Annotated in this window: 20 protein-coding genes; 9 read left to right on the forward strand and 11 right to left on the reverse strand. The window is 46.8% G+C overall.

Features of this window, described 5'->3' with window-relative positions:
• Positions 1-7 precede the first annotated feature (7 nt).
• Together GXP75_RS04165 and asnB are read right to left on the reverse strand one after the other, a co-directional pair.
• The gene (locus GXP75_RS04165) at positions 8-850 is read right to left on the reverse strand and encodes a phytoene/squalene synthase family protein (RefSeq protein ID WP_242556187.1); all 843 of its coding nucleotides are present in this window, start codon (positions 848-850) and stop codon (positions 8-10) included.
• A gap of 138 nt (positions 851-988) precedes the next feature.
• Positions 989-2,830, reverse strand: a complete 1,842-nt coding sequence (asnB, locus tag GXP75_RS04170) for an asparagine synthase (glutamine-hydrolyzing) (protein WP_242556188.1) — start codon at positions 2,828-2,830, stop codon at positions 989-991.
• Between the two features lie 175 nt (positions 2,831-3,005).
• Here asnB and GXP75_RS04175 point away from each other — a divergent pair, with 175 nt between their 5' ends.
• Complete coding sequence (locus GXP75_RS04175) at positions 3,006-3,575, forward strand: DUF2777 domain-containing protein (protein WP_061571178.1); 570 nt, start codon at positions 3,006-3,008, stop codon at positions 3,573-3,575.
• A 37-nt stretch (positions 3,576-3,612) separates the two neighbouring features.
• Here GXP75_RS04175 and GXP75_RS04180 read toward each other — a convergent pair whose 3' ends face one another.
• The 3 genes from GXP75_RS04180 to GXP75_RS04190 form a co-directional block, all read right to left on the reverse strand.
• Positions 3,613-6,315 (reverse strand): S8 family peptidase, encoded by a 2,703-nt coding sequence (locus GXP75_RS04180; protein ID WP_242556189.1) that lies wholly within the window; start codon positions 6,313-6,315, stop codon positions 3,613-3,615.
• Positions 6,316-6,513: 198 nt separating this feature from the next.
• Positions 6,514-6,870, reverse strand: coding sequence for a YisL family protein (locus tag GXP75_RS04185; RefSeq protein WP_003327665.1), 357 nt, complete (start codon positions 6,868-6,870; stop codon positions 6,514-6,516).
• 97 nt (positions 6,871-6,967) lie between these two features.
• Positions 6,968-7,873 carry a fumarylacetoacetate hydrolase family protein gene (locus GXP75_RS04190; RefSeq protein WP_242556190.1) on the reverse strand — a complete coding sequence of 302 codons (906 nt, stop codon included), beginning with the start codon at positions 7,871-7,873 and terminating at the stop codon, positions 6,968-6,970.
• A gap of 177 nt (positions 7,874-8,050) precedes the next feature.
• Here GXP75_RS04190 and GXP75_RS04195 point away from each other — a divergent pair, with 177 nt between their 5' ends.
• Positions 8,051-9,037, forward strand: a complete 987-nt coding sequence (locus tag GXP75_RS04195) for a CotH kinase family protein (protein WP_242556191.1) — start codon at positions 8,051-8,053, stop codon at positions 9,035-9,037.
• Between the two features lie 151 nt (positions 9,038-9,188).
• The gene (locus GXP75_RS04200) at positions 9,189-9,359 is read left to right on the forward strand and encodes an aspartyl-phosphate phosphatase Spo0E family protein (protein ID WP_061571173.1); all 171 of its coding nucleotides are present in this window, start codon (positions 9,189-9,191) and stop codon (positions 9,357-9,359) included.
• Here GXP75_RS04200 and GXP75_RS04205 read toward each other — a convergent pair.
• Positions 9,322-10,509 carry a DUF418 domain-containing protein gene (locus GXP75_RS04205; RefSeq protein ID WP_214918047.1) on the reverse strand — a complete coding sequence of 396 codons (1,188 nt, stop codon included), beginning with the start codon at positions 10,507-10,509 and terminating at the stop codon, positions 9,322-9,324. The genes GXP75_RS04200 and GXP75_RS04205 overlap by 38 nt on opposite strands.
• Positions 10,510-10,644: 135 nt before the next feature.
• Between GXP75_RS04205 and GXP75_RS04210 the strand changes: the two genes are divergently transcribed.
• The 6 genes from GXP75_RS04210 to GXP75_RS04235 are packed head-to-tail and all read left to right on the forward strand — an operon-like array spanning position 10,645 to position 12,592.
• Entirely contained in the window at positions 10,645-10,866 is a 222-nt protein-coding gene (locus GXP75_RS04210) for a spore germination protein (RefSeq protein WP_003327671.1), read from the forward strand.
• Between the two features lie 15 nt (positions 10,867-10,881).
• Complete coding sequence (locus GXP75_RS04215; RefSeq protein WP_003327672.1) at positions 10,882-11,112, forward strand: spore germination protein GerPB; 231 nt, start codon at positions 10,882-10,884, stop codon at positions 11,110-11,112.
• A gap of 33 nt (positions 11,113-11,145) precedes the next feature.
• A complete protein-coding gene (gerPC, locus tag GXP75_RS04220; protein ID WP_061571172.1) occupies positions 11,146-11,763 on the forward strand; it encodes a spore germination protein GerPC in 618 nt (205 codons plus the stop codon).
• Positions 11,760-11,936 carry a hypothetical protein gene (locus tag GXP75_RS04225; protein WP_010788172.1) on the forward strand — a complete coding sequence of 59 codons (177 nt, stop codon included), beginning with the start codon at positions 11,760-11,762 and terminating at the stop codon, positions 11,934-11,936. The genes gerPC and GXP75_RS04225 overlap by 4 nt, the downstream gene beginning before the upstream one ends.
• 2 nt (positions 11,937-11,938) lie before the next feature.
• Positions 11,939-12,334 carry a spore germination protein GerPE gene (locus GXP75_RS04230; protein ID WP_003327675.1) on the forward strand — a complete coding sequence of 132 codons (396 nt, stop codon included), beginning with the start codon at positions 11,939-11,941 and terminating at the stop codon, positions 12,332-12,334.
• A 39-nt stretch (positions 12,335-12,373) separates the two neighbouring features.
• Positions 12,374-12,592, forward strand: a complete 219-nt coding sequence (locus tag GXP75_RS04235; RefSeq protein WP_003327676.1) for a spore germination protein — start codon at positions 12,374-12,376, stop codon at positions 12,590-12,592.
• A gap of 36 nt (positions 12,593-12,628) precedes the next feature.
• On the opposite strand, the gene GXP75_RS04240 is transcribed toward GXP75_RS04235, so the two are convergent.
• The 5 genes from GXP75_RS04240 to addB form a co-directional block, all read right to left on the reverse strand.
• Positions 12,629-12,931: an HNH endonuclease family protein gene (locus GXP75_RS04240; RefSeq protein ID WP_106045311.1), complete on the reverse strand. Its 303-nt coding sequence runs from the start codon at positions 12,929-12,931 to the stop codon at positions 12,629-12,631.
• Positions 12,932-12,947: 16 nt separating this feature from the next.
• Positions 12,948-16,340, reverse strand: a complete 3,393-nt coding sequence (gene sbcC, locus GXP75_RS04245) for an exonuclease subunit SbcC (RefSeq protein WP_242556192.1) — start codon at positions 16,338-16,340, stop codon at positions 12,948-12,950.
• Positions 16,337-17,515, reverse strand: coding sequence for an exonuclease subunit SbcD (gene sbcD, locus GXP75_RS04250; RefSeq protein ID WP_010788168.1), 1,179 nt, complete (start codon positions 17,513-17,515; stop codon positions 16,337-16,339). The genes sbcC and sbcD overlap by 4 nt, the downstream gene beginning before the upstream one ends.
• A gap of 70 nt (positions 17,516-17,585) precedes the next feature.
• Complete coding sequence (addA, locus tag GXP75_RS04255; RefSeq protein ID WP_242556193.1) at positions 17,586-21,290, reverse strand: helicase-exonuclease AddAB subunit AddA; 3,705 nt, start codon at positions 21,288-21,290, stop codon at positions 17,586-17,588.
• Positions 21,277-24,777, reverse strand: coding sequence for a helicase-exonuclease AddAB subunit AddB (gene addB / locus GXP75_RS04260; RefSeq protein WP_242556194.1), 3,501 nt, complete (start codon positions 24,775-24,777; stop codon positions 21,277-21,279). The genes addA and addB overlap by 14 nt, the downstream gene beginning before the upstream one ends.
• Between the last annotated feature and the right edge of the window lie 138 nt (positions 24,778-24,915).

A 24,915-nucleotide genomic window follows, 5' to 3' on the forward strand; every position in this document is an offset into this window, starting at 1 on the left:
CCGGTCTCTAAAGAGAGCCGGGATTTTTTTCAAGCTGCTGCAGGATGACATCTGCTTCCTTTTCCGTCAGCGCCATATTCTTGGTAAAAACCTCGTAATGTTCCGCTCTGATTTTGTCTAAAACGGCTTTATATAAAGAAGCTGCGGCTTTTACTGATGATTGGGAATATCGAGGAAAGAGGGACATTGCGTCAAAGCATTCCTCGGCATACGCTTCCGCTTCAAAGGCGACATACTCCCATGTTGAAACAAAGGCCTTATTAACCGTCTCATTGCAAAAATCATCTTCTGTATAGCCGAATTCCCGCATCGCCTGCTGAGGAAAACAAATACGCCTTTTCCGGCGGAAATCCTTACCGGCATCCCGCAGCATTCGGGTCAGCTGGATAGCCAAGCCGAGGGATACGGCAGCCTGGCGAAGTTTTTCTTTATTTCTTTTGGTGAGAATCGGCAAAAGCATCAATCCGGCTGTGCTCCCCGTTTGATATGCAAACATGAGCAATTCATCGAGCGTTTCAAATCTCGTTTTTTCGTTATTTTCATGAATACCGGCGATGAACTCCCGAAAAGGTTCCGCTTCTAACGCAAACTGCCGGAAAGCATCGGCAAGCGCTGCCCACAAAAAATGATTCTCTTCATATGTACCGGCGAGACATTGTTCCGCATCTCTTTCTAATGCAGACAGCTCGTCTTTATCGTCTATCGTGATAGCTGTATGGCAAAAAGCATAAACCGCACAGGCCGCCTGCCTTCTTTTCAGCGGAAGGAACGTAAATGCTTGATAACATGTCGGGGCATGCGTTTTTGTGATTTCTTCACATTGCTGATAGGCTCTTTTGATATCAGCCATTCGTATTCACTCCTTTCCAAAATTCTTCTCCAAGTCTATTATGTTTTTGCGGCTTTGTCACATATCATCGTATCCCGAAGCTCGTCCTTTATCTATAAAACATATGCCGATTCCTTATCAGGAACCGGCATATAAATTTTATTCGTCTATATCAATGCGGTATGCTTCAAACCATGTATGGATTTGAGCAAGATGCGCAATCAGCTGCGGCCCCTTCATTAACTGCCCAAACCAAGGCACCTGAAAGGATGAACCTTCTGTTTCTAATAGCTGATCCATTTTATTTTTGTTCAGAAGCGTGTGAAGCACCGAATCTTTCTGGCTCAGAAGTTGTTTCAGCCACTCACTGACTGCTCTTGTGTATTCCGGGTGATGGGTTTTTGGATAAGGGCTTTTTTTGCGGTACAAAATCTCGTCTGGTAAAATCCCCTCAAGCGCTTTGCGTAAAATCCCCTTTTCCCGCTGATCATGCATTTTGTACTCCCACGGTATGTTCCATACATATTCCACAAGGCGGTGGTCGGCAAACGGAACCCGCACTTCAAGGCTTGCTCCCATGCTCATCCGATCCTTGCGATCCAATAGATTTGTCATAAACCACAGCATATTCAAATAGAAAAGCTGTCTTCTCACTTTATCTTCCCCGGTTTCTCCGTCTAATAACGGCGTTTCCGCCAAGGTTTCTTCATATTTGGCATTCACGTATTCTCTCAGATTCAGCTTATTTTGCCACGAATCTTGTAACAGGGTAATCCGCTCTTCTGTAGATCTCATCCACGGAAATCCCGCCTCCGCATCAGCAGTATGGAACCACGGATACCCGCCGAATATTTCATCCGCACACTCCCCGGAGAGGCCGACGACAAAGTCTTTTTTCATCTCCCTGCAAAACCACAGTAAAGAAGAATCAACATCCGCCATTCCCGGTAAATCTCTCACATACACAGCCTCTTCCAAATATTCAACAAGCTTTGCCTGGCTGATAACACATTTGTGATGCTGTGTGCCGAATGCTTCTGTCATTTTTTCAATCCACGGGCCATCGTCGTTCGGCTGAAACGCGCTTGCCTTAAAAAATTTGTCGTTCTCCTCGTAATCAATCGAATAAGTATGAAGTGGGCCTTTTCCTTCTTTTTCAAAATGGCCTGCTGCAATGGCAGTGATGGCGCTTGAATCAAGCCCGCCGGATAAGAACGTACAGACCGGCACATCCGACACGAGCTGCCGTGTCACCGCGTCTTTAAATAAGTACCTTACGTTTGCGACAGTCTCGCCAAAGCTGTCTGTATGTTTCTTGCTTTCCACATTCCAATAGCGCCACATATTCAGCCCGTCTTTTGTAAAGGTCAGTGCGTGTGCGGGACGAACTTCTTTTATCCCTTTAAATACACCCATGCCGGGGGTTCTAGACGGGCCGAGCCCAAATATCTCGGCAAGCCCGTTTCTGTCCACGCGGGCCGGCACACCAGGATGGGCGAGTATGGCTTTGATTTCGGAGCCAAATAGAAACGAAGAACCTTTCTCCGTATAAAAAAACGGCTTCACGCCGAGCCGATCCCTCGCCGCAAATAACTGATTCCGTTTTTCATCCCAAACGGCAAAGGCAAAAATGCCATTCAGGCGATGAACACATTCTTCCTGCCATTCAATATAGCTGTGCAGCAAGACCTCCGTGTCAGAAGTCCGTTCGAACCGATGGCCGCGAGCCTGCAGTTCTTTTCGCAAATCTTCTGTATTATACAGTTCACCATTGTAAATGATGGTATACGTATTTCCTTGAAAGGTACAAGCCATCGGCTGGCGCCCGCCTTCAATGTCCACAACAGCAAGCCTTTTATGTCCGAATAAAACATGATGCTTTCCCCAAACGTTTGTATCATCAGGTCCTCGTTTGGAAAGAGTGTCTGTCATTTTGTTCATCGTTTGTTTTTCTTGGACGAGCTGCTTTTTAAAATCGACCCAACCCGTAATACCGCACATGTAATATCAGCTCCAATCCCGTTTCTTTCGGTATCAAATTCGTATCCTTCAGCACCTTTCTTAGCTTATGCATCTATAGGCTTATAGTTGATTTGTCCCATAAAGACTTGTATGAGACAAGCCTGAATTGGAAAGAACGGTGAGGATGAAATAAAAAAGGAGATTACCCCATTCTATGAAGCGAAAACAGTATTTATTTACAGAAGAAAGAAAATGGGAATATGGAACAATCATCGTAGAAGACGGGATATGCGTCATTGAAAATGAGGAAGGCGATATGCTGCTTGCCGAAAGCCTTCCGAATGCCCCCGTTTATATTCAGCTTAACGGAGTATGGGAGAAATCCGGCATTTCAAGCAGCTTTGCCGTGATCCGTGACGGACGGCGTATTCCGCTTTCCGGCGGGGAAAGCATCCGCTATGAAAAGTCGATTAAGCGTCCGTTAATGGCTCTTTTGGATTCGCTTGATGATGAGACCTTTCTTGCGTTTTTACAGCATTTGCGTGTCTTCGGCTTATCTGTATTTGACTGTGTATTTTCTTATAATAAAGGTTTATTTTCAGGCGGCAGTCCGGAAGAAGAAGAGGGCGTATCCTTTTATCATTTTTCAAATGATGAAGCCCAGTGCGCCTTGCAGCATCATTACAGCAGAGGGTCCTCCTCAAACGACCGGTTTGAATGGACCGCGTCGGATGGGAAACGATCCATTATGTACTCCGCTGTTCAGCGGGACGGAACTGAATAAAAAAAACAGGCGGCCGCCGAAGCTCCGCCTGTTTTTTCTATTTTTCCACAACCACTTTTACCGCTTTGCTTTCTTTTTTATCTGTATCGGCCGCCGTGACATAAAGGACGGTTCCTGCTTTTTGTTTTTTGATTTTTACAGAAAACGCTCCTTTTTTATCCGCTTTTGCAGAGGCTATGACCTTTTTCGATTTATTTTTGACCTTGATTTCTGCCTTACTGTTTGCTTTTCCTTTTACTGCCGTGTCTTTCGCTTTCACTCCATTTACTTTTGGAGCGCCTGATGGTTTGCCTTTTACCACAACTGTTTTGACAGACGTTTTTGCATCACCCAATGAGGCATTGATATGCAATACTTGATCTTTTTTCTGGGTTGGAATATTAACTTTGAATTTGCCGTCTTTTCCGGCTTTTGCGGTGCCCAGCTTTTTCTTGCCATTTTTAACTTCAACTGCCGTGCCTGCTTTTGCTGTTCCCCGGACGGCTGTCTGCGTATCTTCAAGCTTGTTGATCTTCATTTGTAAATCTACCGCGCTGACCGCCTTCATCACATTCAAACGGCCGTGGCCGGAATGCCAGTCAACGCCGGGAATATGAGGAATTTCAATCGGATCACCGTTTTCGTCATACAGTTCTTCTTCTCCGCCGTCCACACTGTCAAAGGAAATATCGTCAGCTGTACGCTTCAGAATATCCTCAACTTCATTCGGTTTCAGCTTCGGATTTTGAGAAAGCAATAGTCCGGCGGCCGCAGCGGCATATGGCGTCGCCATTGAAGTTCCGCTCATATACGTCACGTTTCCGTTCGGCACCAAGCTTGGAATATCAGAACCCGGCGCTGTGATATCCAGCCCTTTTCCATAGTTTGAGAAATCAGCCGTCATATCCATGCGGTTGCTTGCTCCGACTGACATTACATATTTAGAAGAAGCAGGATACGACAGCTCGTTTTCTCCATCATTTCCGCTTGCTGCCGCGATCGTGACATTTTTGGATGCAGCATACTTCAACGCAAATTCAAGCACCCGGCTGTATCCCCCGCCCAGGCTCAAATTGATGACTTTTGCTCCTTTGTCAGCCGCGTATTTGATGCCGAGCGCGATTTGCTCAGTATCTCCGGCCCCTGTGGAATCGAGCACTTTAACAGGTATAATGTTTGCTCTGGCATGTAAACCCGCCATTGAATACCCATTGCCGCTTTCTGCCGCGATAATACCGGCGACATGTGTTCCATGTCCTTGATCATCCATCGCATTATTGTTTCGTCCGACGAAATTGCGCCCTAAATCCGTCCTTACCTTCCCATCCAAATCTGAAAGAGTGCTGTCAACGCCCGTATCCACAACAGCGATCAACGTGTCATTCAGCTTGCGTTTTGCAAGCAGGGCATTTGCCGATTCAGATTTCACATCCGCCCCCTTCACGCCGCCGTCTTCTCCGTTATTTTTGAGCGGCCATTGATAGGAGTATTGAATATCCTTAGACAGACTTTTGTATTCCTGTACAGGTTCAGCAAACTCTACATTGGACATTTTTGATAAAGAAGAAGCCGCGCTCTTCACTCTTTTTGCACTTGCTGTATACGACCCGTTTTGTTTTTGATCCTTCGGCAGTTCGAACGAATAGAGATTATCGAACAGTTTTTTTGCATTTTTCACGTTTTCTATATCTTTTTTCGATTGCGCGCTGGCCGTAAAGCCTTTCATTTCATTATTTACGGACTGAAGGCTCTTATTATCCTTCACTTTAAAGATGACTTTTCCGGTCTGAACGTTGCTTTCAGGCGCCAGCTTGTTTTCTGTCAAAAATGCTCCCGCCGTCTTTCCCTTTACTTGATTTATTTTCAATTGCTCCGCTTGTTTTTTCATGTCTTCTTTCAGGAAAGAAGGAACGGATTTTATTGCCGTTTCATACAGGCGAGTTATCGCTTTTTGATCGTTTTCCGTTATAGTATACGAAGAATCCGCGCCATTTTCAGATACATCTTTGAACATTGGCTGCAGCGTCACAAGATCCTGATATACCGCATTTCTCGTCTCTTTATTCAGAGCAAGTTTAGCGACGATGAACGGAGCTGCCTTATAATAGAGGCCGGACATCTGTTTACCTAGAGCCGTTTGATTCAGCTGGTCATCACGAATGGCTCTCAGCTGCTTTAAGATGTCTTTACCTGACTTTTTCTGGTCAACACTCATTTCCACCGGACAAGACTCTTCTTCAAGATCAGCCGGCTGAAGCTTTGTTCCTTTGTAGCTGATGGTGTACGCCGCTTCCGCAGTTTTGTCGGGTTCGCCATTTTCAGCAACAACCGCGTCCCCGTCTTCAGTTTCTTCCCCGACATACTCCACCTTTATGTAGTAAGGCCCCTTCCAGGCATGAGGAATGTTGATTTCACTTTTTCCTTCTTGCGCAGTATAAGAGCGGTACATATCAAAGGTTTCATCTTTTTGCGCTTTTTCCTTGCTGGCATAAACGCTTACATTTAAAAAGGACTCACTTTTAACCGACAATGCCATATGAGAATCGTTGAAGATTTCATCTTTTCCCGGAGAGATTTGGTACCATTGAGACTGCTCCGGCTCCTTTAGCATTCCGGTTTGTTCTTTTCCATTTTCCAAAATTGAGGCATCTTCAATCGTACTGCCTGAAGCAGACACTTCTCTGAACGGCGTAAAGAGACTGATGACAAGCGTAAAGATCAAAACCGACGCCCAGAAAAAACTCACTTTTGTTCGTTTCATTTCATAACCTCCTGAAAAATTCTGATTCTTTTTGAAGAGTATCATAATTTAACAGATTCGGAGTTATTCAAGGGGACATTTAAGGTAATTTTAAATATTTTTGGAATTTATATGAACTTGCTAAAATATTGTGCACATCGTTTCCTGAGAGCATAAAAAAACCCGGTTAAGGATTTTGTCCCTTAACCGGATCATCTTTTAAAACAAATGAAAGCCTATCGGCAAATGCAAACCGAGTAAAACAGTAAGAACGAGAACAATGATAAAACCGATCCACAAGCCTCCAGTTGATTTCTCTTTTTTCTTGCGGATGAGGATCATTTCCATTAAGCCGATCGTGATAATGCCGAGCAGCATTTTTCCTGCGTATTCTCCGTTAAAGTTGGCGAACCGGATAAATAGCTCAGCGCCTGTCAAAATGATGAGAATATAAAATAATCTCAGGATCATGTGAGTGATTTTGGCGCCTTTCGCACTCCCAGAAGAATAAAGCCCGTAGCTGACGAAAAGCAAAATCAACGCCACGATCCATGATGCAATATGCATGTGTGTCATACACGTTTCCCCCTATCAGATAAATATACCCCACTTATAGTACCATGAACTTGTCCCCGGCAACAAAATGAATTTCTCATAAAGACAGGCCGGACAATCAGCCCATACGATTTGATAAAGTCCCGATTGGTTCAATGGTAATGTCAATGCTGTCTCCCGCCTGTAAAAACTTCGGCGGGGTAAATCCTTTGCCGACACCGGACGGCGTTCCTGTCGCGATAATATCCCCTGCTTCAAGCGTCATGCCCTTCGACAGCGTTTCAATTAACTCCGCAATCGAAAAAATCATATCGCTTGTCGAGCCGGACTGGCGCAAATCGCCGTTGACTCTCGTTTCAACTTGTAAGCACTGAGGGTCCGGAATCAATGATTTATGTACAAGCACCGGTCCCATCGGACAGGTAGAATCAAGGCTTTTGCCAATGAAAAATTGCTTATGCTTTTTTTGAAGGTCACGGGCTGTGACATCGTTAATTATCGTATATCCGAAAATGTGGTCATACGCCTCTTCCTTAGAGATTTGTGTCCCGCTTTTGCCGATGACGACCGCAAGCTCCCCCTCGTAATCAAGCTGTGCAGTGACTTGTGAATGGCAGTTGATCACATCGCCGTGCCCTGTGACGGTTGTCGGCGACTTTGTAAATACCATCGGATACTCGGGTATGTCTGCCTCACTCCCCATTTCAATCGCATGATCCTTATAGTTTTTCCCGATACACATCACGTTTTTAGATGGCTTAGGGATAGGCGCGTGCAGTTTTACGTCTGACAGTGAATAAATAAATGAACCTAGCTCATCATTTGGTTTTTTGGCCCATTCCGCAAGCTGGCGGGCATGCGCCACAAATTTGTCTCCTTCTGCAATGCATTCCGCAAGCGTATTCGGAATTGTTTCAAGTTCAAACAGTTTTTTTTCAGCCTTTTGCAAATCCATAATTTTGTGATCATCAATAATCAGGCCGACAAATATTCGGTTGTATAGTTCCCCTGTCGCAAATTTCATCTTATTCCCCCATCGTCTTTATATCAAAAACGCGCTATTTATTTTATTCTCTATTAAAAATGAGAAACCCTTTTTTCTCCGTCATGAGTTTAGGCAAAGAATAACGAGATGCACAGTTTCGGGACATGCTCCTTGTACATATCATACATATGGCGTAAAGGAGGAAAGGAAAAGAATATGGAAACGATAAGTCTATATTTTCATCCGCAGCAGATACAAAGCAAAGGCTCAACAGCCGGCCTGCTCGTCTCAGAATCTGCAGCCTCACGTATTCTTATCACAAACCGGGGCGGCCTGAATAAGAAATCTTATGTAATAGAATATGAGAACGCGCTGCACGGAAAAAGGACGATATATTTGAACGCGGAGGAGCATGATCCCTCACTTATCAGACGAAGGCTGGCCTATCACTTTTTCAGCCAAATCGGCGTTCTCTCTCCTCTTGCTTCCCCTGTGTTTCTTCATATAAATGGCCGGGAAGAAGGCATTTATGTCAAAATCGAAGCGGTTGACGACCATTTCTTAAAGGAGCGCCATATGCCGCGGGGGGCGATTTACGAAGCCCGCTATACCGACCCGAGAATTCCGCTCTTTGGCACAGTGAATGGACTTTTTAATGCTTTGAGCAATATGAACACACCCATGCATGACGCATACTTACAAGAATTTCTTTCCTTTATTCATTCAGCGGCTGATGACGAATTTGCCGTGCGCATCAAAACATACCTTGATGTGAAGCTTTTTTACTTATGGCTGATCGGAAGCGCCTGCACCCGGCACTCATCCCATTTCGCCCTTTATTTAAACGGCGACGCCGGCCGCTTTCAAATCGTGCCGCAAGAGTCGCGAGAGCTTGTCTTGAACACATTGGCAGACGATGAGATGCTGCTTGCAAACGGTCAAACGCTGGCTGCCAGACTGCTCGCTATTCCCGCCTTTAAAGCACAGTATCACGCTCTATTAAAAAATGTGTTAACAAGGGAATTTACGATAGACCGTCTGTCTCAGAAAATCAGAGAGTGGCACCTTGACATTTGCCCGCGGATTAGCGGCGACCCATATATCAGCGGCACCTGCGCCTCATTAGAACGGGAACAGACAAAAATCTTACATGATATCGAACAGCGGCAGGCCTTTTTGCACCTACAGCTGGCCACACTCTAGCTGTCTCTTATCCGGGCCCGCTTTCTTTTAACATAAAATTTTGTCGCATTTTTTGTCATATTGACGAAAGAAAACCTTTTATACAAAAATAGGTTATACTAACCATATCCTCCGTTTTCCAAAATAAATTCGAGAGTTGGAGACCGTCATGATGAACAGAAAAATTGAAGAAAAGAGAATGACTTTAATCGAGACAGCCCAAAAATTCGGCATGAATTCCAAAGAGGCGATTCAATGCAGCCAAGAGCTGGACAACCTCTTAAATGATGGCATTAAGCAGGACATTATTCCCTCCGAAAAGCGGGAAGACGCCAGTAGGTAAGCTTCCGCCATACATATTCGAACGGACCATAGCGGAACCTTTTAACCCATAATCTGCTGAATACCAGCTGACACGCATAAAAAATCAGCGCGATACCAAGCATTTCCGCTGAAGAAAACATCCCGTAGAACCCTAATCCGTAGCCGTAAAAAAACAGGCTTAAAAAAATCGTCTGAAACAAATATTGAGTCAGCGACAGCCTGCCGACATAGGAAAACATGCGAAGAACAGAGCCAGCCTGCCGCTTTTTATTCCATAACAGCAGGAATCCAGAAGCATAGCCAAGGGCAAGAATCGGCCCTCCCGCCATCTGCTGTATGTAAATCCATGTCATATTCCAGCCAAACCACACGGGAATAAGCTTAAGCATCAGACCGGCGGCTAACGAACACCACATCAGCACGAGCAATTCACTTTTTACACCCGCGGATATTTCTTTTTCAAACCATCCTCTTTTATAAGCATAAATACCGATAAGAAAACAAGGCACGATGATACAAGCAGAGAGCGGCAGCACCGCCGCATTTTCCGTCAGCCATTCGCTGAATCGAAAAGCGGTAATGTCGCCAAAGCTTCCATGCTGCAAAATCGCCGCCGTCTGATCAGGCGCATCAAGCAGATCCTGCATCTCTTCCGCCGGAACCAGCAGCATGAGAAGCATCAAAAGAGATAGAATCCCGTAAGGAATACAATATAAGCACACCGCCCAAATCAATAGCACAGACTTCTTCCGTTTCAGAAAGAAAAACAGCAGAAAACCGAGGATGCCATATGTAAACAATATATCGCCAGACCATACAAAAACCGCGTGAAGGATGCCGATCGCTGTTAAAACGAGCAGTCTTCTTGTGTAAAATGCCCCAAATGAAAGCCCTTTGGCGCGGATTCTCTCATAAAACAGGATCGCACCCGTCCCAAAAAGGAAAGAAAACAGCGGATAAAAACTTCCTTCAATAAAAATGGCAATCAGCGCTTCACACCAATAGGAAATCGTTCCAGGCATACTCTGGACGATTGTCATCGTTTGGGCCATCGGCGCTTTGAAATCAAAAATATTCACAAGAAGAATCCCTAATATACTGATTCCCCTCAGCAAATCAAGCGATACAATCCGCTCATCGGACTGCGTTGGCGCAGGACTTTGATTCATTTTTACGTTCTCCTTTATTTTTTCGCTCACAAAAATGTGCATTTGTCATAAGCTATAGTGAATAGCCCAAATGGATGTATATCCTTACTCACTTTACTTGTTTTGCCTCATTTTTACAATAAAGGATGTGCCCGTATGCCAGCGATTGTCGGAGCGTTTAAAATTAATGCAGTCGGTACGAGCGGAGTCGTTCATATCGGCGATTGCATCACCATTTCCCCCCAAAGCCAGGTCAAGACATTTGCAGGTGCGGGCAGCTTTATTACAGGAGACAATCTCACGCTTACAAATTACAAAAATACGACCAATGTGTACGATAAAGATATGGTCGATCAGCCGATCGCGGGCAATGCTTAAAGGAGTGCATGCTTCATGAACTTTTATATTAATCAGACCATCCAAATCAATTATCTGCGGGTGGAATCCGTCAGCAACTCCTCGGTGCTGCAGATCGGCAGCGCGGGCTCGATTAAATCACTTTCTAACTTATACAACACAGGTAGCTATGTTGAAGCGGCTCCCTCCCTTTCCCCTGGCGGAGCCGTAACGTCAGAGGATTCCGACTCTACTCCATTCGTGCCGCTGCAGGCGCCAAGCCGTTAATGTCTACAAATGAATGCGGGGTGTGAATAAAACATGTATGATCAATCGGTTTCATCATACTTACAAAATTTAAATTCCTTTGTTCAGCAGCAAGCTGTGCATATCCAGCAGCTTGAAAGGGAACTTAAAGAAATCCAATCCTCCATGGAGAATATGAAACAGCGGCCTGCCACCAATATAGAGCGTGTTGAATATAAATTCGACCAGCTGAAAATCGAACGGCTGGAGGGCACGTTGAATATCGGCTTAAACCCGACAGATCCGGACGGTGTCCAGAATTTCGAGGTGAGCCAAACGCCTCCGGGCATCGGAATCATGCAGCAAGAGCAATCTGCACAGCTTATGCAGCAAATCCGGCAAAACGTCGATATGTACCTGTCAGAGGACATTCCATCGGTATTAGAACAGCTTGAGAATCAGTATGAAAGCAGACTGGACGACACAAACAGGCATCATATTATTGAAGATATCAGAAAACAAATGGACAGCCGGATTCGATACTATGTATCTCATATAAAAAAAGAAGAGAATATGCCGCCTGCACAATACGCAGAGCAGATTGCAGAGCATGTGAAGCGCGATATCATCCGGGCTATTGAACACTTTATTGAACATATTCCCCCGGAAATGAAAGGTGATGATCAATCATGATGTTTACAGTCGTCAATCGAAAGCTTGAAATCGGAGATATTCGCACCGACGGGGTGTCCAGTTCTTCTTTATTTATTATCGGGGATACGGACTCTATTTATTTGTCTTCTATTTTCGATACACCGCCGGAATCACTTATTATCGGACAATTAGTTCCGCTGGCGCCTGAATAATAATGCTTAAACGGTTATCACACCTCAGGTTTGCAAAAATAAACTCGATCGGGATCTCAAGTGTTTTTCAAGCCGGCGATACAAATGAAATTGATATGAATGTAAAAGTTTTCGCCGTACAACGGTATATCCCTTTGTATGAGGCAAAGGAAGGCTCCTTTAACAGAGACGAATATCAAATATTTCAGCAGCCTGCAGTGAAGCCTCTTCCGGAAACCGGTATACAGAGCGCCTTTTGTCATGAAGTCCCCTCAATTCGTGTCCGCAGCGTGAACATACAAGGGGTGTCTTCTTCCTCTGTTTTTCATATTGGGTCTGCTTCGGCGGTGTGCGGCGATGCGAGAGTCAAACATATCCGAGAGATTCCGTTCTCAAACTCACAATCGTCCCAGAGCTGACATATAATGCTCTTGAGACTTCTATAGAGGGTGTCGTTTATGCCAGCAATTGTCGGGCCTATAGCTATCAATTCCATATCGGGCGGAGTCGTAAACTTTGGTGATTCCTTTTACCTTTCTCCTAAGAGTTCCTCAAAATCTGCGCTCGGTTCGGGAGCAGGAAATACAGGAGATTTCCTTATTTTAAACAACGCAGTAAACGCAACAAACTATATAGACCCCGATGTCAGCGATCAGGATATGGTTGGAAATGGATAAAAAGCAGCCACTCTGCCAAGAGGAGGCTGCTTTTTGCTATCGTTTCTTTTTTCGTTCATTTGCTTTTCTTGTTTTAACCAGCTTGGCTGCCGGCTGTTTTCTGATCCACTTCACAAATTTTGCAAGCTGCGGATCACGCCGAAGCTCTTCAATGCCGGACAGCCTGGCCGCAAGCTCCTGATTCGTGTATAAGGCATGGATCTGCTTATGGCAAGGAATACATAGCATCGCGGTCGGCAGGAAGGTGCCGCCTTCTTCCTTTGGTGTCAGGTGGTGTTCTGTCAGCAGGACATCCTGCCGGCCGCACAGTTCACAATGTCCGACAGTCTGTTTAGCCACAGCGCAAAGCCCCCTTTTACATCAATTCAAGCGTCACCTGTGTTCCCCTTCCGCTCGGTTCAGCAGGATGAACGATGAGTTTTTTCGGAAGCCGCGAACGTAGTTCCTGCACATGGCTGATCACGCCGACTGACAGGTTGTCCGACTGAAGCTTCTCCAAAGCGGTAACGACCGTATCCAGCAAGTCTTGGTCCAGTGTGCCAAATCCTTCATCAAGGAAGAAAAATTGCAGCGGATACTCTCCTCGAAGCTGGATTTGTGCAGACAGCGCAAGTGCGAGTGAAAGCGAGGTAAGAAAGGTTTCCCCTCCCGACAAGCTCGAAACGGGGCGCTTGACCCCTCCGTTTGCATCGTCACGCATCACAAAACCGCCTTCTGAATCAACTTCTATTGCATACCGCTGCCGCGTCAGGACGCCAAGCCGCGCGGATGCGTCTCTTGCGACGCTTTCGAGCTGTTCCTCCGCTAAAAATTCGACAAACGTATTTCCCTTAAATACAGATTGCAGCTTATCCAGCCTGTCAATGTATGTCTGCCATTTTTTCAATTCGGCTTCAATTTCTTTAAAGCGTTTGTGATGATCACGCATCACAGCAAGAGCTTTGCCGGCCGCGCCCCTTTCTTCCATGGCGGCGCCAAACATATCCTCGGCTTCTTTAAGCGCTGTGACAGTGTCATTCCATTCGTTTTCGGTGACACGTCTTCCGTCCAGTTTATCGGTGACACGCTTTAAGTTTGCTGCGTTTTGTTTCGTTTTATCCATATATTGGTCAATTTCATATTTCATGTTCTCAAGCTCGTCTGACGGAATCAAGCTTCGTTCTATTTGTTCCGGCTGATCGAAAGAGGTATCTTTGGCGTATGTCAGCCATACGGTCTCCGCTTTGGACAGCCTTTCTTTCGCTTCTTGGTGTGAGAGCTCGCTTCCGTTTGCCCGCCCTTTAGCCTGATTGAGCGTCATCTGAGCATTTTTCAAGCTTTCATAAAGAATATGTTCTTTCTCTTTTAAAAGCTGTAATTCCTGTTCGACGGCTCGGAGATTCGTTTGCACCGATTGTTCTTTCACATGCTCGCCCAGCTCTTTTTGGTACTCTAGAATGGCGCCGCTGATGCGTTCGGTCTCATAGTGAAGCTCCAGCCGCTCCCGTTCGAGTCGATGGATAAGATCCTGAAGTCTCTCTTTTTCCGATTCATGCTCCTTTAAAAACGCGATGCTTCGCTCAATTCTGTTCTCACATTCCTCGGCAGCGCGATCTTTTTCCTCGATGGCCTGCTGCCAAGTTTCCACTTGATCCGGATGCAGGTCTTTGCATGTTTCCGAGAACATTTTTTGCTGGTTGTGCAAAGAGGTTTGGAGTTCATCTAACGCCTGGCTGATGCGGGCGGCCTCTTTTTCCTCGTAGCTGATTCGCTCATTGAGCTGTTCCGCCTGTCTTGACGCCTCTTGATATGCGCCGATCATTCGGGTGATCTGCGTCTTGACAGACAATATATCCTGTTTTATTTGTTTCCATTCTATGTTAACGGCATGGAATGCTTCTGTAAGCGGGCTGTCTTCATGAGAAGCAGCAGGCTCAAGGGTTTGGTTTTGAACCGTCTGTAAAAACGGGCATTCCTCGATGAAACGCGCCGATTGCTCCTCAAGTGTAATTTTCGCAGAAAGAATATCCTGCGCAAGGACCGATGCGTCTGTTATTAGAGCTTCTGTCTGAACGATGCTTTCCTCAATATTTGCAGCAGGCATATAGGTTTCATGTGCCGATGCGGCCGGGTCATGCTGAGTTGAACCGCAAACAGGGCAAGGCTTTCCGTTGATAAGCTTTTCCGATAATTCTTTCGTTAACGCTGCCGTCCGCGCTTCCTCACGCTGGGTGTGAAGCATTTTTTGCGTCTGTCTCGCGCGTTCGGCCGTTCGAGCCAGTGACCGTTCTGTCTCGCACACCATATCATATACAGCCTGTACCATCTGATAGGCTTGAATGATATTTTCTTCCTCTGTTTTGGCTTTTTGCGCGAGCTTCTCTTTTTCTGAATTCATGTCATGCAAGGTACGAGTTAGCGCGTGATTTCGCGCGTTTTCTTTTTCGATCAGGCCCTCTGTCTGCTTCATGTGTAAGACAAGTTCGGCCGCTTTCTGGCAGTTCTTTCGTTCTTGGGCAGTCACCTGCACGGCTTTCAGCTGTTCTTTTAGTTCAGCCTGTCTGTTTTGTCCGCGTGCGAGCCGGTCTTTTACCGTTTCTGCTTCCTTGACGGCGGCTTGGCAGGATTCTTCCTTTTTCTTAAGCTCCGCTTTTGTTCGTTCTGCCTCCTGCTTCGCCTCTGTCAGTTTGATTTCGATTTTTTGAAGCCGTGTGAGCTGCTCCTGCCGCTTGACAAGTTCGGGTTCTTTTTCGCTTTTGTGTCGGCGCCAGTCTTCGTACTCTTTATTCTTTTGGTCAAATGAGCTGCTGCTCTTCGTGAATTCCTCATTCGCGAGCTCTTTTTCACGGGCGGTGTCTTTTTCGTGCCGGATGGCTTCTATATATCCTTCCGCATAAGGCTTTAAGGCGGCGGCGGTTTCCCCTTCTGAAAGCCGGGTGCGCATAGCGTCCACACGCGGCTGTTCCTCTTGAAGACGCTTTTGTTCCTCCTCATAAACTCCTTTTTCCTTTTGGAGATTCCAGATATCCTGATGCTCTGTATACCGCTCTTTTTCTTGCTCTCTTTTCTTCCTCATACTTTCAAGGCGCTCTTCGGCCTCAGAAAGCGCCTGTTCAGCTTGCTCAAGCGCTTCAGCCCCGGCTTCTCCAAGCCCAGACTGCTCGGCAAGCATTTCATTTTTTTTTGAATTCACTTCCTGCACCTGGCGTCTCAGTTTTTTTACGAGCCTGTCACCGTACTGCTCAAGGTTGAATAAGCGCTGAAGCATATGCCGGCGTTCTGCGCCTTTTAGAGAAAGGAATTCCGCAAACTTTCCTTGCGGCAGAACGACCGCCCGGGTGAAATCGTCAATTGTCAATCCAAGAAGTTCCTCGACCTTTTTATTTACTTCATTCGCTTTGTCGGCGAGTACGGTTTGTTCATCCTTTATCTCGATAAAACGGCAGAGAGCTGTTTTCACCTTTGTCTCATCTGTTCTTTTGAAGACACGCTCTACTTTGTACGAGGTTTGATGGTTTGATTGGAGCGCGAAGGTAAAGGAGACGGAAAGCTGGTCTTCCGCGTGGTTTAAAATGCCGTGCGTATTATTCGCCGCCCGCTCGACCTTCCCGTAAAGAGCAAGTGTCATCGCATCGAGAATCGAGGATTTTCCGCTTCCCGTCGGTCCGAAAATGCCGAAAACCCCGGCGCCTGAAAGACCGTCAAAATCAATGGTCTGCTCCTCTCTAAAGCTGTGGAGCCCTTTTATCGTTAATGCGATCGGCTTCATCTTGCTTCCTCCTCATCATCCGCTCCTGATGCAAGCTCTAAAAACAGCTTCACCATTTCCTCATCCGGCACAGCGCCGCCTGTCTGTTTTTCATAAAATTTCTTAAACCGGTCTTCAATAGATGCATGTTCAATTTCAATTGGCTCGGCTGCCGTGTCTTTCTCTTCGAAAATCGGACGGATATGAATAAATCCGGGATGTGATTTTCGCAAACGGTGGATTTCCTCCAGTGATAGCTGATCAGTCACTCGTATTTCAAGATCAATCCAAGCGTTAGTATCACGCCCTTCTTCCAGCCAGCTATAGACCTCGCTCAGCCCGTTTGCCGCTTTCCACTTCACAAGTGGTTTGCCGCTTGATAAGAAAATCTCTTTCCAAGAAGCTTTCCCGGCCGGACCTGCCTCCACGACAGTCACCGATTTGGCGTAGCCCGCTTCAGAAAAGCTGTATGCAAGGGGTGATCCTGAATAACGCGCCAGCGTCTTTGCCCGCTTAATCGTCTGCGGACGGTGAAGATGCCCGAGCGCCACATAAGCCGCGTCTGCCGGAAGGCTTTCAGCCGCAACCGTATAAGCTCCGCCCACTTCAATCGGCCGTTCAGAATCCGTCTGATTTCCGCCGGCAACGTACAGATGGCTTGCCGCTATTTTGACAGCGCCTTTTTGGCATTGCCTGCTCATATGTTCAAACGCCTGTCTGATTTTGATGTCATAATGGTCACGGAGAAGTTTTTCCTCAAAGGTATCAGACAGAACTTCGTTTAATCTCGCTTCAGACGGATAAGCAAGTGCCGCAACAGCTAAAAGCTCATCCGCTGACGGCACTTCGATATGAACCGGCTCTGTCTTCGGATAGCCGATCAAATGGATGCCGTGCTCTGTCGTCAGCGGTGAAGCGGCTGACAAACGGTCTGGATTATCATGGTTTCCGGCAATCACAACAACCGGGCGTTTTCCGCGGTCTGAAAGAGCGGAAAGACTTTCATAAAACAGCTGCTCGGCAAGGGCCGGCGGATTTACCGTGTCAAACGCGTCACCCGCCATGACCACCGCGTCAATTTTTTCTTCTTTTACGATCCTGTTCAGCTCTTCTAAAAATTCCGCCTGCTCATTCAGGCGGCTTCTTCCTTCAAGTGTTTTTCCCAAATGCCAATCAGCCGTATGTAAAATCCGCAAAATGCCTCACCTCTCTTTTTATAGAAAAAGAGATCCGCTCCCATTCGAAACAGGGAGCCAATGGATCTCGTTATACGTTCAAAACGTGTCCTCCGTCGAAGAAGTAGAGTGCACGTCCCTTCACATTGGTTTTCGTTATTTGTTCTACAGCTTTTGTGTATAGCTCGATTTGAGTTTCGTATCGTTTTTTAAGAATAGGAGCCGCCCCCTCAAATCCGTGCTGGAATTTCCCTTCGATTCGGTCCGTTTTGTAATCCAGCAAGAAAAGCCCTTCATCGGTCTCATACAGACAGTCAATAATTCCTTGCACCAATATAGGTTCATCTTTAGATTCAGTGTCCAGAAACGCATCTTGTGCTGAAAGCGCCATGCTAAACGGCACTTCGCGGTTAATCCATTTTGCGCCGATCAGCTTTTCGCCGATTTCAGTATGGAAAAATTGCACGATTTCCTCTAGGTCAATAACGGCTTGCTGGTCTTCGGTGAGCAGCTCTTTTTCATAAAGACGTTTGACAATACGTTCCGCTTCCTCTTTTGACGGCGCATGTGTCAGCGGGATATGCTGCATAACGGTATGCATCGCCGTTCCTTTTTCAGCCGCAGTCAGCCCTTTTTTCATCATAAACGCAGGGCGCCTGTACAACATATTTCCGTCAGCCGGTCTGATGAGAGAACGGCCGCTGTATTCGTCCTCGTATTCTTTTTTTCTCTTGATCTCGGAAACAGACTGCTTCGTGCGAATTTTTGTCACGTCGTGAAAAGGGTATCGCCATGACAGGCGTTGCCGCGCTTGTTCTTCGAATTCAAACGAACCGGACACAGGCTCACCGCGGCGGATGGCGTCAAGACGGCCGCTCTTTTCCTCTTGTCTTTCTTCCAGATCATCATCCAATAAATCTTGGGCGCTGACCATTTGGATGTTAAACCGGGCGGGGTGTTCTGATATGTCAGCTTGACTCGCAAGCCCTTGTAAAGCATCTGCCCCCATGTCTCTGTGACGAATCAATGCGGGACCGATGAAATCCAAATACGTTTTCGCCTGATACCGCTCAAAATCCGGGAGAAGCCAGTCTGGCTGAGACGCTGAAGCCTGCCATTTCGCCAGCTGCTTCTCACGATTCTTGCATGAACCGACAAGAAACAGCTTTTCCTTCGCTCTTGTTAAAGCCACATATAGCACACGCAGCTCTTCTGACAGCAGCTCCCGGCGCATTTTTTTCTTCATGGCGATGAGCGGAAGTGTCGGATAGCTGATGCGCCATTCGGGGTGAATAAACTTTGTGCCGAAACCAAGCTCTTTGTCCAGCAGATATGATTTATTCAAATCCATCATATTAAAATTCCGTCCAAGTCCCGCAGCGAATACGACAGGGAATTCAAGCCCCTTGCTGCTGTGAATCGTCATCAGGCGGACCACGTCCTCCTGCTCGCTGAGCGCTCTCGCTGTCCCGAGGTCATCGCCCCGTTCCTGCATACGTTCTATAAACCGCAAGAAACGAAATAAACCGCGAAATGCCGTCGATTCATACTGGCGAGCCCGGTCATAGAGAACGCGCAAATTGGCCTGCCGCTGTTTTCCGCCCGGCATACCGCCGACATAGTCCATATATTTGCTGTCACGATAAACTTCCCATATCAGCTCGGAAACTGAATGGTTTTTCGAAAAAGAGCGCCATTTTTGCAAAAGCTCAAAAAACGTGTTCAGCTTTTGATACAGCTCGTCATTTCGGTCTCCGCCTGAAAGATAGTCCTTCATCGCTTCATAGAAAGGCGCTTTTTTATTATGCATCCGAATCAGTGAAAGCTCATTTTCATCCGCGCCGACAATCGGCGAGCGCAGCACGGAAGCGAGAGGAATATCTTGGTACGGATTATCAATCACTTTTAAAGCGGAAATCGCAACAGACACCTCGACCGCTTCAAAATAGCCTGATGTCAAATTGGCATAGACGGGTATGCCTTGAGCTTTCAGTTCTTCCATGATTTGCGGCGCCCACGGCATGGAACGCAGTAAAATCACGATATCGCGGTAGCGGATATTGCTGTGTGTTTTCGATTTTCCATCATAGACTTTGTAAGGAGAGGATACGAGCTTTCGAATCTGCTTTGCAATCGCTTTTGCTTCAAGCTGAACGGTTTCGAGCTCTTCTGTTTCTTCACTCGCCTCTTTTTCCTCCGCTCTGTCAATCAGCAACAGCTCCGTTTCAGTCTGGTCATTCGGAGGGTAAGAGGCTCCTAGCTTCAATTCCGCCTGCTCATCATAATCAACCTCGCCGACCTTGCCGCCCATGAGCTGCTTAAACAGAAAGTTCGTGCTGTCTAAAATATCCGCCCGGCTTCGAAAGTTTTTGTTCAAATCAATTTTCCGGCCTGTCCCCTCTCCCGTTTCGGTAAAGCGTTTATATTTAGAAAGGAAAAGAAGCGGTTCGGCAAGCCTGAATCGGTAGATGGATTGTTTGACGTCCCCTACCATAAACAAGTTTCCTGAAGCTTCAGGCCCGCTTGTGACAAGCTGCAGTATGGCTTCCTGCACAAGATTCGTATCTTGATATTCGTCAACCAGCACCTCTTGGAACTGCTCTTGATAGTAAGCCGCCGCCTCACTCGGCTTGCGCTCCCCCGACTCATTCACGGCTGTCAGGATAGACAAGCAGTAATGCTCCAAGTCAGAGAAATCAATAATTGATTTCTCTTGTTTGGCGGCTTCAAACCGTTTTCCGTAGCTGATGACAAGCTGGACGAGTGTTTCAATCACAGGCTTCATATCCGACAGGCTCTTCAGATGCTGCTCGGGGCTTCTTGTGAAATAGTCCGTTTTTAGTTTTTCCAGCAGTTTTTTCGCGCCGTTCCGTAAGTCCGTCGCTTCTTCTGTGAGCGCCTGGTCAAATTCATCTCCTTTGACCGCTTTGGCACGCTTAAAGGAGACTGCGGGAACCCGCTTGTATAATTCAGTGAAATCCGCCGAATGTGCGATCAGATCCTCTGTCTGTGCAAGATCATCCAGAAAATTATCAGCGCGCGGCGCAGGGCCGCCCGGCACTTTTGTCAGCTCAAGCGCCCGCTGAAGCTTTTCTTTCACAGCGCTCAGCACCATCGCAATGTCTTCTTTCATATATGGATAAAACGGCAGTTCTTCAATCGTGCTTTTTTCTGTGGCATCGTAAAGATGAACGAAACCTTCCAGCCACGTTTTTGGATCGGGATGGGAACGGGAAAACTCATACACCCGTTTCACGAGGTGCTGAAGGTCTAAGTCGTGCCGGTCTGTCGTATACCGGTCCACCAGTTCGAAAAACGCTTTTTCACCCTTCGCGTATTCGTTTTCAAACAGTTCATCAAGGACCTCGTCCCCGAGCAGCTCGCCTTCAGTCTGATCGGCAATTCGAAAGCCCGGATCAAGATCAATGAGATAATAATATTTTCTGAGCACCTGCAAGCAGAACGAATGAAGGGTTGAAATGCTGGCCCGGTTCAACAGAGACAGCTGCCGCCTGATATGGAGAGAGCCGGGACGTTTCACGAGCTCTTTTTCCAAAGCCTCCGCGATCCGGTGCTTCATTTCAGCCGCAGATGCGTTCGTAAATGTCACGACCAAAAGACGGTCCACATCTATCGGATTTTCCTCCGCGGTAATTTTGCGGATCATTCTCTCAACAAGCACAGCGGTTTTTCCCGATCCAGCGGCCGCTGCAACAAGAATATCCTGTCCGGATGAGACAATGGCGTTCCACTGGTCATCTGTCCAGGTGCTGTCTGCCGGTTTAGGAATTTGCATCGCCATCTCCCTCCTTTTTCAGCCAATCTAATATGGTATGATCCTTTTCCGCTTTCAGCGTGCGATATTCGTTTTCTTCCAATGATTCATCGAACTGGCATACTGATTTGAATGAGCAGTATGTGCAGGGTGTTTTATCTTTCAGCTTATACGGCTCAATCGACACACACCCGTCGGTGATTTGTTCGCCGGCCTCCTGAAAGGTCCGCCGCACGTGCTGTGTCAGCAGATGAAATTCCTCTTCTCCGACCGCCGCTGAATCAGACCTTAATGAACCGTCTTTTTTAAGCCCGGCATTAATGATATTTGACCTTCCCTCTTGGAGCGTCGTATCCATCAATCGAATCGCTTCCTGATCGCCGAGCAGCAGGCCTTTCATCTTAAATTTCTTAAAAATTTCCTGCTCTATTTCATCAAGCCCGAGCGGAACGCTGGCTTGAATCATCGGGTCGTGAATATGAAAATAAAGAACGCCGGCCGGTGTAGCCTTCATGCCGAGCCAATCTGCCGAATACGTAATGGATAAATCAAGGTACGTGAGCATTTGCAGGGCAAGGCCGTAATATACCTCTGACAAATCAAGACCCTTGTCGCTGGATTTATAATCCACTATTCTCAGCAGCAGCCCTTTTGAACTTTCCGCTTTATCCACGCGGTCAATGCGTCCGACAAGCTCCATCGTGCAGCCGTTTTTTAATGTGAATGTAAGAGGCGGCAGCGGGCCTTTTCCGCCAAAACCAAGCTCAAGCCCAACCGGAGCAAACCCGCTCGCCTTCGCATGCTCGCTTAAAATGCCGGACACGCGCGCCACAATTCTTTGCAGCTTTTCCTTGACATAATAATGCCTGTTTGAGCTAAGCAGAATTTCTTTTTGGAGCTTCGGCGCGAGCCGCTCCACCGCCTCGTAAGAGAACTTATTACATTGGTCTTTTGTTAAATCGCGCCAATCCAGCTTTTGTTCACGAAGCCGGTCTGAAATCAGCTTCAGACTGGAATGGAACAGCTGTCCGATATCCGGCGCTTCCAGCTTGAAAAATTGCCGTTCTTTCAGATGTAAGCCGTGGGACGCAAAATGGGAGAACGGACAAGCGTTAAACGTCTCCATTCTGGACACACTTCCCTGAATATGCTCGCCGTACAACTGTCTCGATACAGCGCGTTCAAGCGGTTTGACTTCATTTCTGAAAAACAGGCTGGAGAAAAGTTTTTTCGAGTTCAGCCTGTCCGGTTCATTCATCAATACATTATACGCGCTCCACCATACATCACTGATGTCATACTCCCTTAACCACAACCTGAATTGGCTTGCCGTATATGATTGCGCCACGCTTTTATTGACGAGATACAAGAGCTGTTCGCAGTCGCTGACCTGTTCCGGTTCATTGGTCAAAAGCCTTTCCTGATGCTCCGGAAACAGTTCTGTAAGCCGTTTGACCACAGTTGACGGCAAAAGCGTTTTACCTTCGGCGTCTGCGATCGGGTAGGATACATACAGGCGGTCAGACGGACTGGAAAGCGCCATATATATGAGAAAGTGCTCATCAAGCAGACGTTCGCGCCCGCCGGATGACAGCTCGACTCCAATGGTTTTCAACCATTCCCGGTCGTCATCAGACAGCACCCCGTCATCCTCAGGCCGCGCCGGAAGTACGCCGTCGTTCGCACCGATAACAAAGGTGCAGCGTGTTCCGTACATTCTCGATAAATCCATATTGCCGACAAAGACTTGATCGAGTGCAGGCGGAATCAGAGCGAACTTTAACGATTCCGCACCCGTCTCCATCATTTGCTGAAAAAGAGACAGAGAAATTTCGTCTTCACCCATCATTTCCACAAATTCCTCGAGAAGCTGTATGACAGCGTCCCAAGCCTGATTATGCTGCTGCGCTTCAATAATTCTCCCGTCCTCTTCCGCGCGCTGTCTTTCTTGGTCCAGCTTTAACGGAATATCCGTTTCTTCTAAATAAAGATAAAGAGCCTCCGCCATGTCTCGGACCGTCTTTGCTTGTTTCATCCGTTTTTGAAGACGGAAAAGCGGCGGAACAATCCAGTCTCTTGTGTCATTCAGCATGTTTTCCATTTCAATCTCTTGATCTGTCTGGGCAAAATCATCATCCAGTGAAACAAACCGCCTGTAAACAAAACGGTCGCCTCTCGTCCATCGGTCGCCTTTAATTCCATAAGCGATACAATAGTTTTCCAGTTGATCGACCTGCTCCCTTATGATGTTCTTCGGACGGTCAAGCGGGAATAACAGTTCGGTTTTCACACAGCGAAATATCGCTTCATATCTCCAATTTCCCTTTATGACGTCAAGGCTTGAACGGATAAACTCAACAAGCGGATGGTTCAGCATGGATGCCTTTCCATCTATAAAGTAAGGAATTTCATAATCTGCAAATACTTCTTTGACCATATCCTTATAATCTTCCGGCTGGCGGGCGAGAATTGCCATATCCTTGTAGCGTAATCCCTTATCTCTTACAAGAGCATGAATTTCACGGGCAATTCCTTCCAGCTCTGTCCGCCTGTTCGCAGCCTGCATCACGGTGAAGGCTTCTTGCTTTTCCAAAAACGGAACAGCCGGGCGCGCGTCATACATTGCTTCTAGATGGGCAAGCTCCGGTGTTTGCTGATATCGTTTCGTCTCGGTCAGTTCTCTGTTTGTGATATCCAAATGAAGCTCCGAAGCTGCTTGATGGAGCTGATAATATGTTTTGCCTGTCATTCTGAACAGATCCAGCTCATCAGGCGCCTGCACATGGGACGGCTTGTCCGCCGTCAGTGAAAACGTCACATGCTCAGCCTGTGCCATAAGCTGCGTAAGCACTCTGAATTCCTGCGGAGTAAACTGATAAAAGCCGTCTACATAGACATGCGCCCCTTTCAAATCTTCCGCATACGGGATCTGTTCCGCCAGCAGCGTTAAATAATCCTCTGAATGAAGATACTGGTTTTCAAGGCTCTTTTCCATCTGCTGATATAAAATATACAAATCATGCAGCTTATCGGTTAACACCCGCTCGCCGCGATAGTCTGTGGCAGTTCCGCTTTCAATCATGCGGCGGATATCTTCAGGCTCAAGGCAGTACCGTTTAAATTCCGTCAGCATCCGTTCTACCTGTTCGGTAAACCCGCTTTTGTCACTCGCTTTTTGATAGACTTTAAACTCCTGTTTATGCTCTTCAATGAGCTTTCTCAAAAGCATTTGGATTCCCGTGCTGGTGACAAACGGCCGGTTCATTCCGCCCGTATGCTGCAGGACGCGCCAGGCCAAACGTGAAAAGCTGAACACTTGAGCGCGTATCATTCCGCCTATACCAGGCGTTTTAGCAAGCTCATATTCCATTAAAAACGTCATTTGATCCGGGACTAGAAAAATGATCGGTTTCCCGAATGGATTCCGGCGCAGCTCATCTTGAATGCTGTCTATGATCAGCTTCGTTTTTCCACTCCCGGATCTGCCTACTAAAAACTCTGCTCCCAAATTAGAAGTCCCCTCTCTTGTAATCTTTCTATATTTTATCGAATGTTGACGAAAATGACCAATCTGATCTATTGGTAAAAACGGCCTTTTCATGTCCAATTCCGGGAAAACCGCACCCGCTTCACATAAAACAATCAG

The organism is Bacillus sp. HU-1818, from assembly GCF_022695965.1.
GTDB classification, from domain to species: Bacteria; Bacillota; Bacilli; order Bacillales; family Bacillaceae; genus Bacillus; species Bacillus atrophaeus.

What these genes read in the sequence shown, in the direction of transcription:
- GXP75_RS04165 (WP_242556187.1), bottom strand. Translation starts at nt 850, where the DNA reads ATGGCTGATATCAAAAGAGCCTATCAGCAATGTGAAGAAATCACAAAA.
- asnB (WP_242556188.1), bottom strand. Translation starts at nt 2,830, where the DNA reads ATGTGCGGTATTACGGGTTGGGTCGATTTTAAAAAGCAGCTCGTCCAA.
- GXP75_RS04175 (WP_061571178.1), top strand. Translation starts at nt 3,006, where the DNA reads ATGAAGCGAAAACAGTATTTATTTACAGAAGAAAGAAAATGGGAATAT.
- GXP75_RS04180 (WP_242556189.1), bottom strand. Translation starts at nt 6,315, where the DNA reads ATGAAACGAACAAAAGTGAGTTTTTTCTGGGCGTCGGTTTTGATCTTT.
- gerPC (WP_061571172.1), top strand. Translation starts at nt 11,146, where the DNA reads ATGTATGATCAATCGGTTTCATCATACTTACAAAATTTAAATTCCTTT.
- GXP75_RS04230 (WP_003327675.1), top strand. Translation starts at nt 11,939, where the DNA reads ATGCTTAAACGGTTATCACACCTCAGGTTTGCAAAAATAAACTCGATC.
- GXP75_RS04235 (WP_003327676.1), top strand. Translation starts at nt 12,374, where the DNA reads ATGCCAGCAATTGTCGGGCCTATAGCTATCAATTCCATATCGGGCGGA.
- addA (WP_242556193.1), bottom strand. Translation starts at nt 21,290, where the DNA reads ATGCAAATTCCTAAACCGGCAGACAGCACCTGGACAGATGACCAGTGG.
- GXP75_RS04190 (WP_242556190.1), bottom strand. Translation starts at nt 7,873, where the DNA reads ATGAAATTTGCGACAGGGGAACTATACAACCGAATATTTGTCGGCCTG.
- sbcC (WP_242556192.1), bottom strand. Translation starts at nt 16,340, where the DNA reads ATGAAGCCGATCGCATTAACGATAAAAGGGCTCCACAGCTTTAGAGAG.
- GXP75_RS04210 (WP_003327671.1), top strand. Translation starts at nt 10,645, where the DNA reads ATGCCAGCGATTGTCGGAGCGTTTAAAATTAATGCAGTCGGTACGAGC.
- GXP75_RS04225 (WP_010788172.1), top strand. Translation starts at nt 11,760, where the DNA reads ATGATGTTTACAGTCGTCAATCGAAAGCTTGAAATCGGAGATATTCGC.
- GXP75_RS04200 (WP_061571173.1), top strand. Translation starts at nt 9,189, where the DNA reads ATGAACAGAAAAATTGAAGAAAAGAGAATGACTTTAATCGAGACAGCC.
- GXP75_RS04215 (WP_003327672.1), top strand. Translation starts at nt 10,882, where the DNA reads ATGAACTTTTATATTAATCAGACCATCCAAATCAATTATCTGCGGGTG.
- GXP75_RS04205 (WP_214918047.1), bottom strand. Translation starts at nt 10,509, where the DNA reads ATGAATCAAAGTCCTGCGCCAACGCAGTCCGATGAGCGGATTGTATCG.
- GXP75_RS04195 (WP_242556191.1), top strand. Translation starts at nt 8,051, where the DNA reads ATGGAAACGATAAGTCTATATTTTCATCCGCAGCAGATACAAAGCAAA.
- GXP75_RS04185 (WP_003327665.1), bottom strand. Translation starts at nt 6,870, where the DNA reads ATGACACACATGCATATTGCATCATGGATCGTGGCGTTGATTTTGCTT.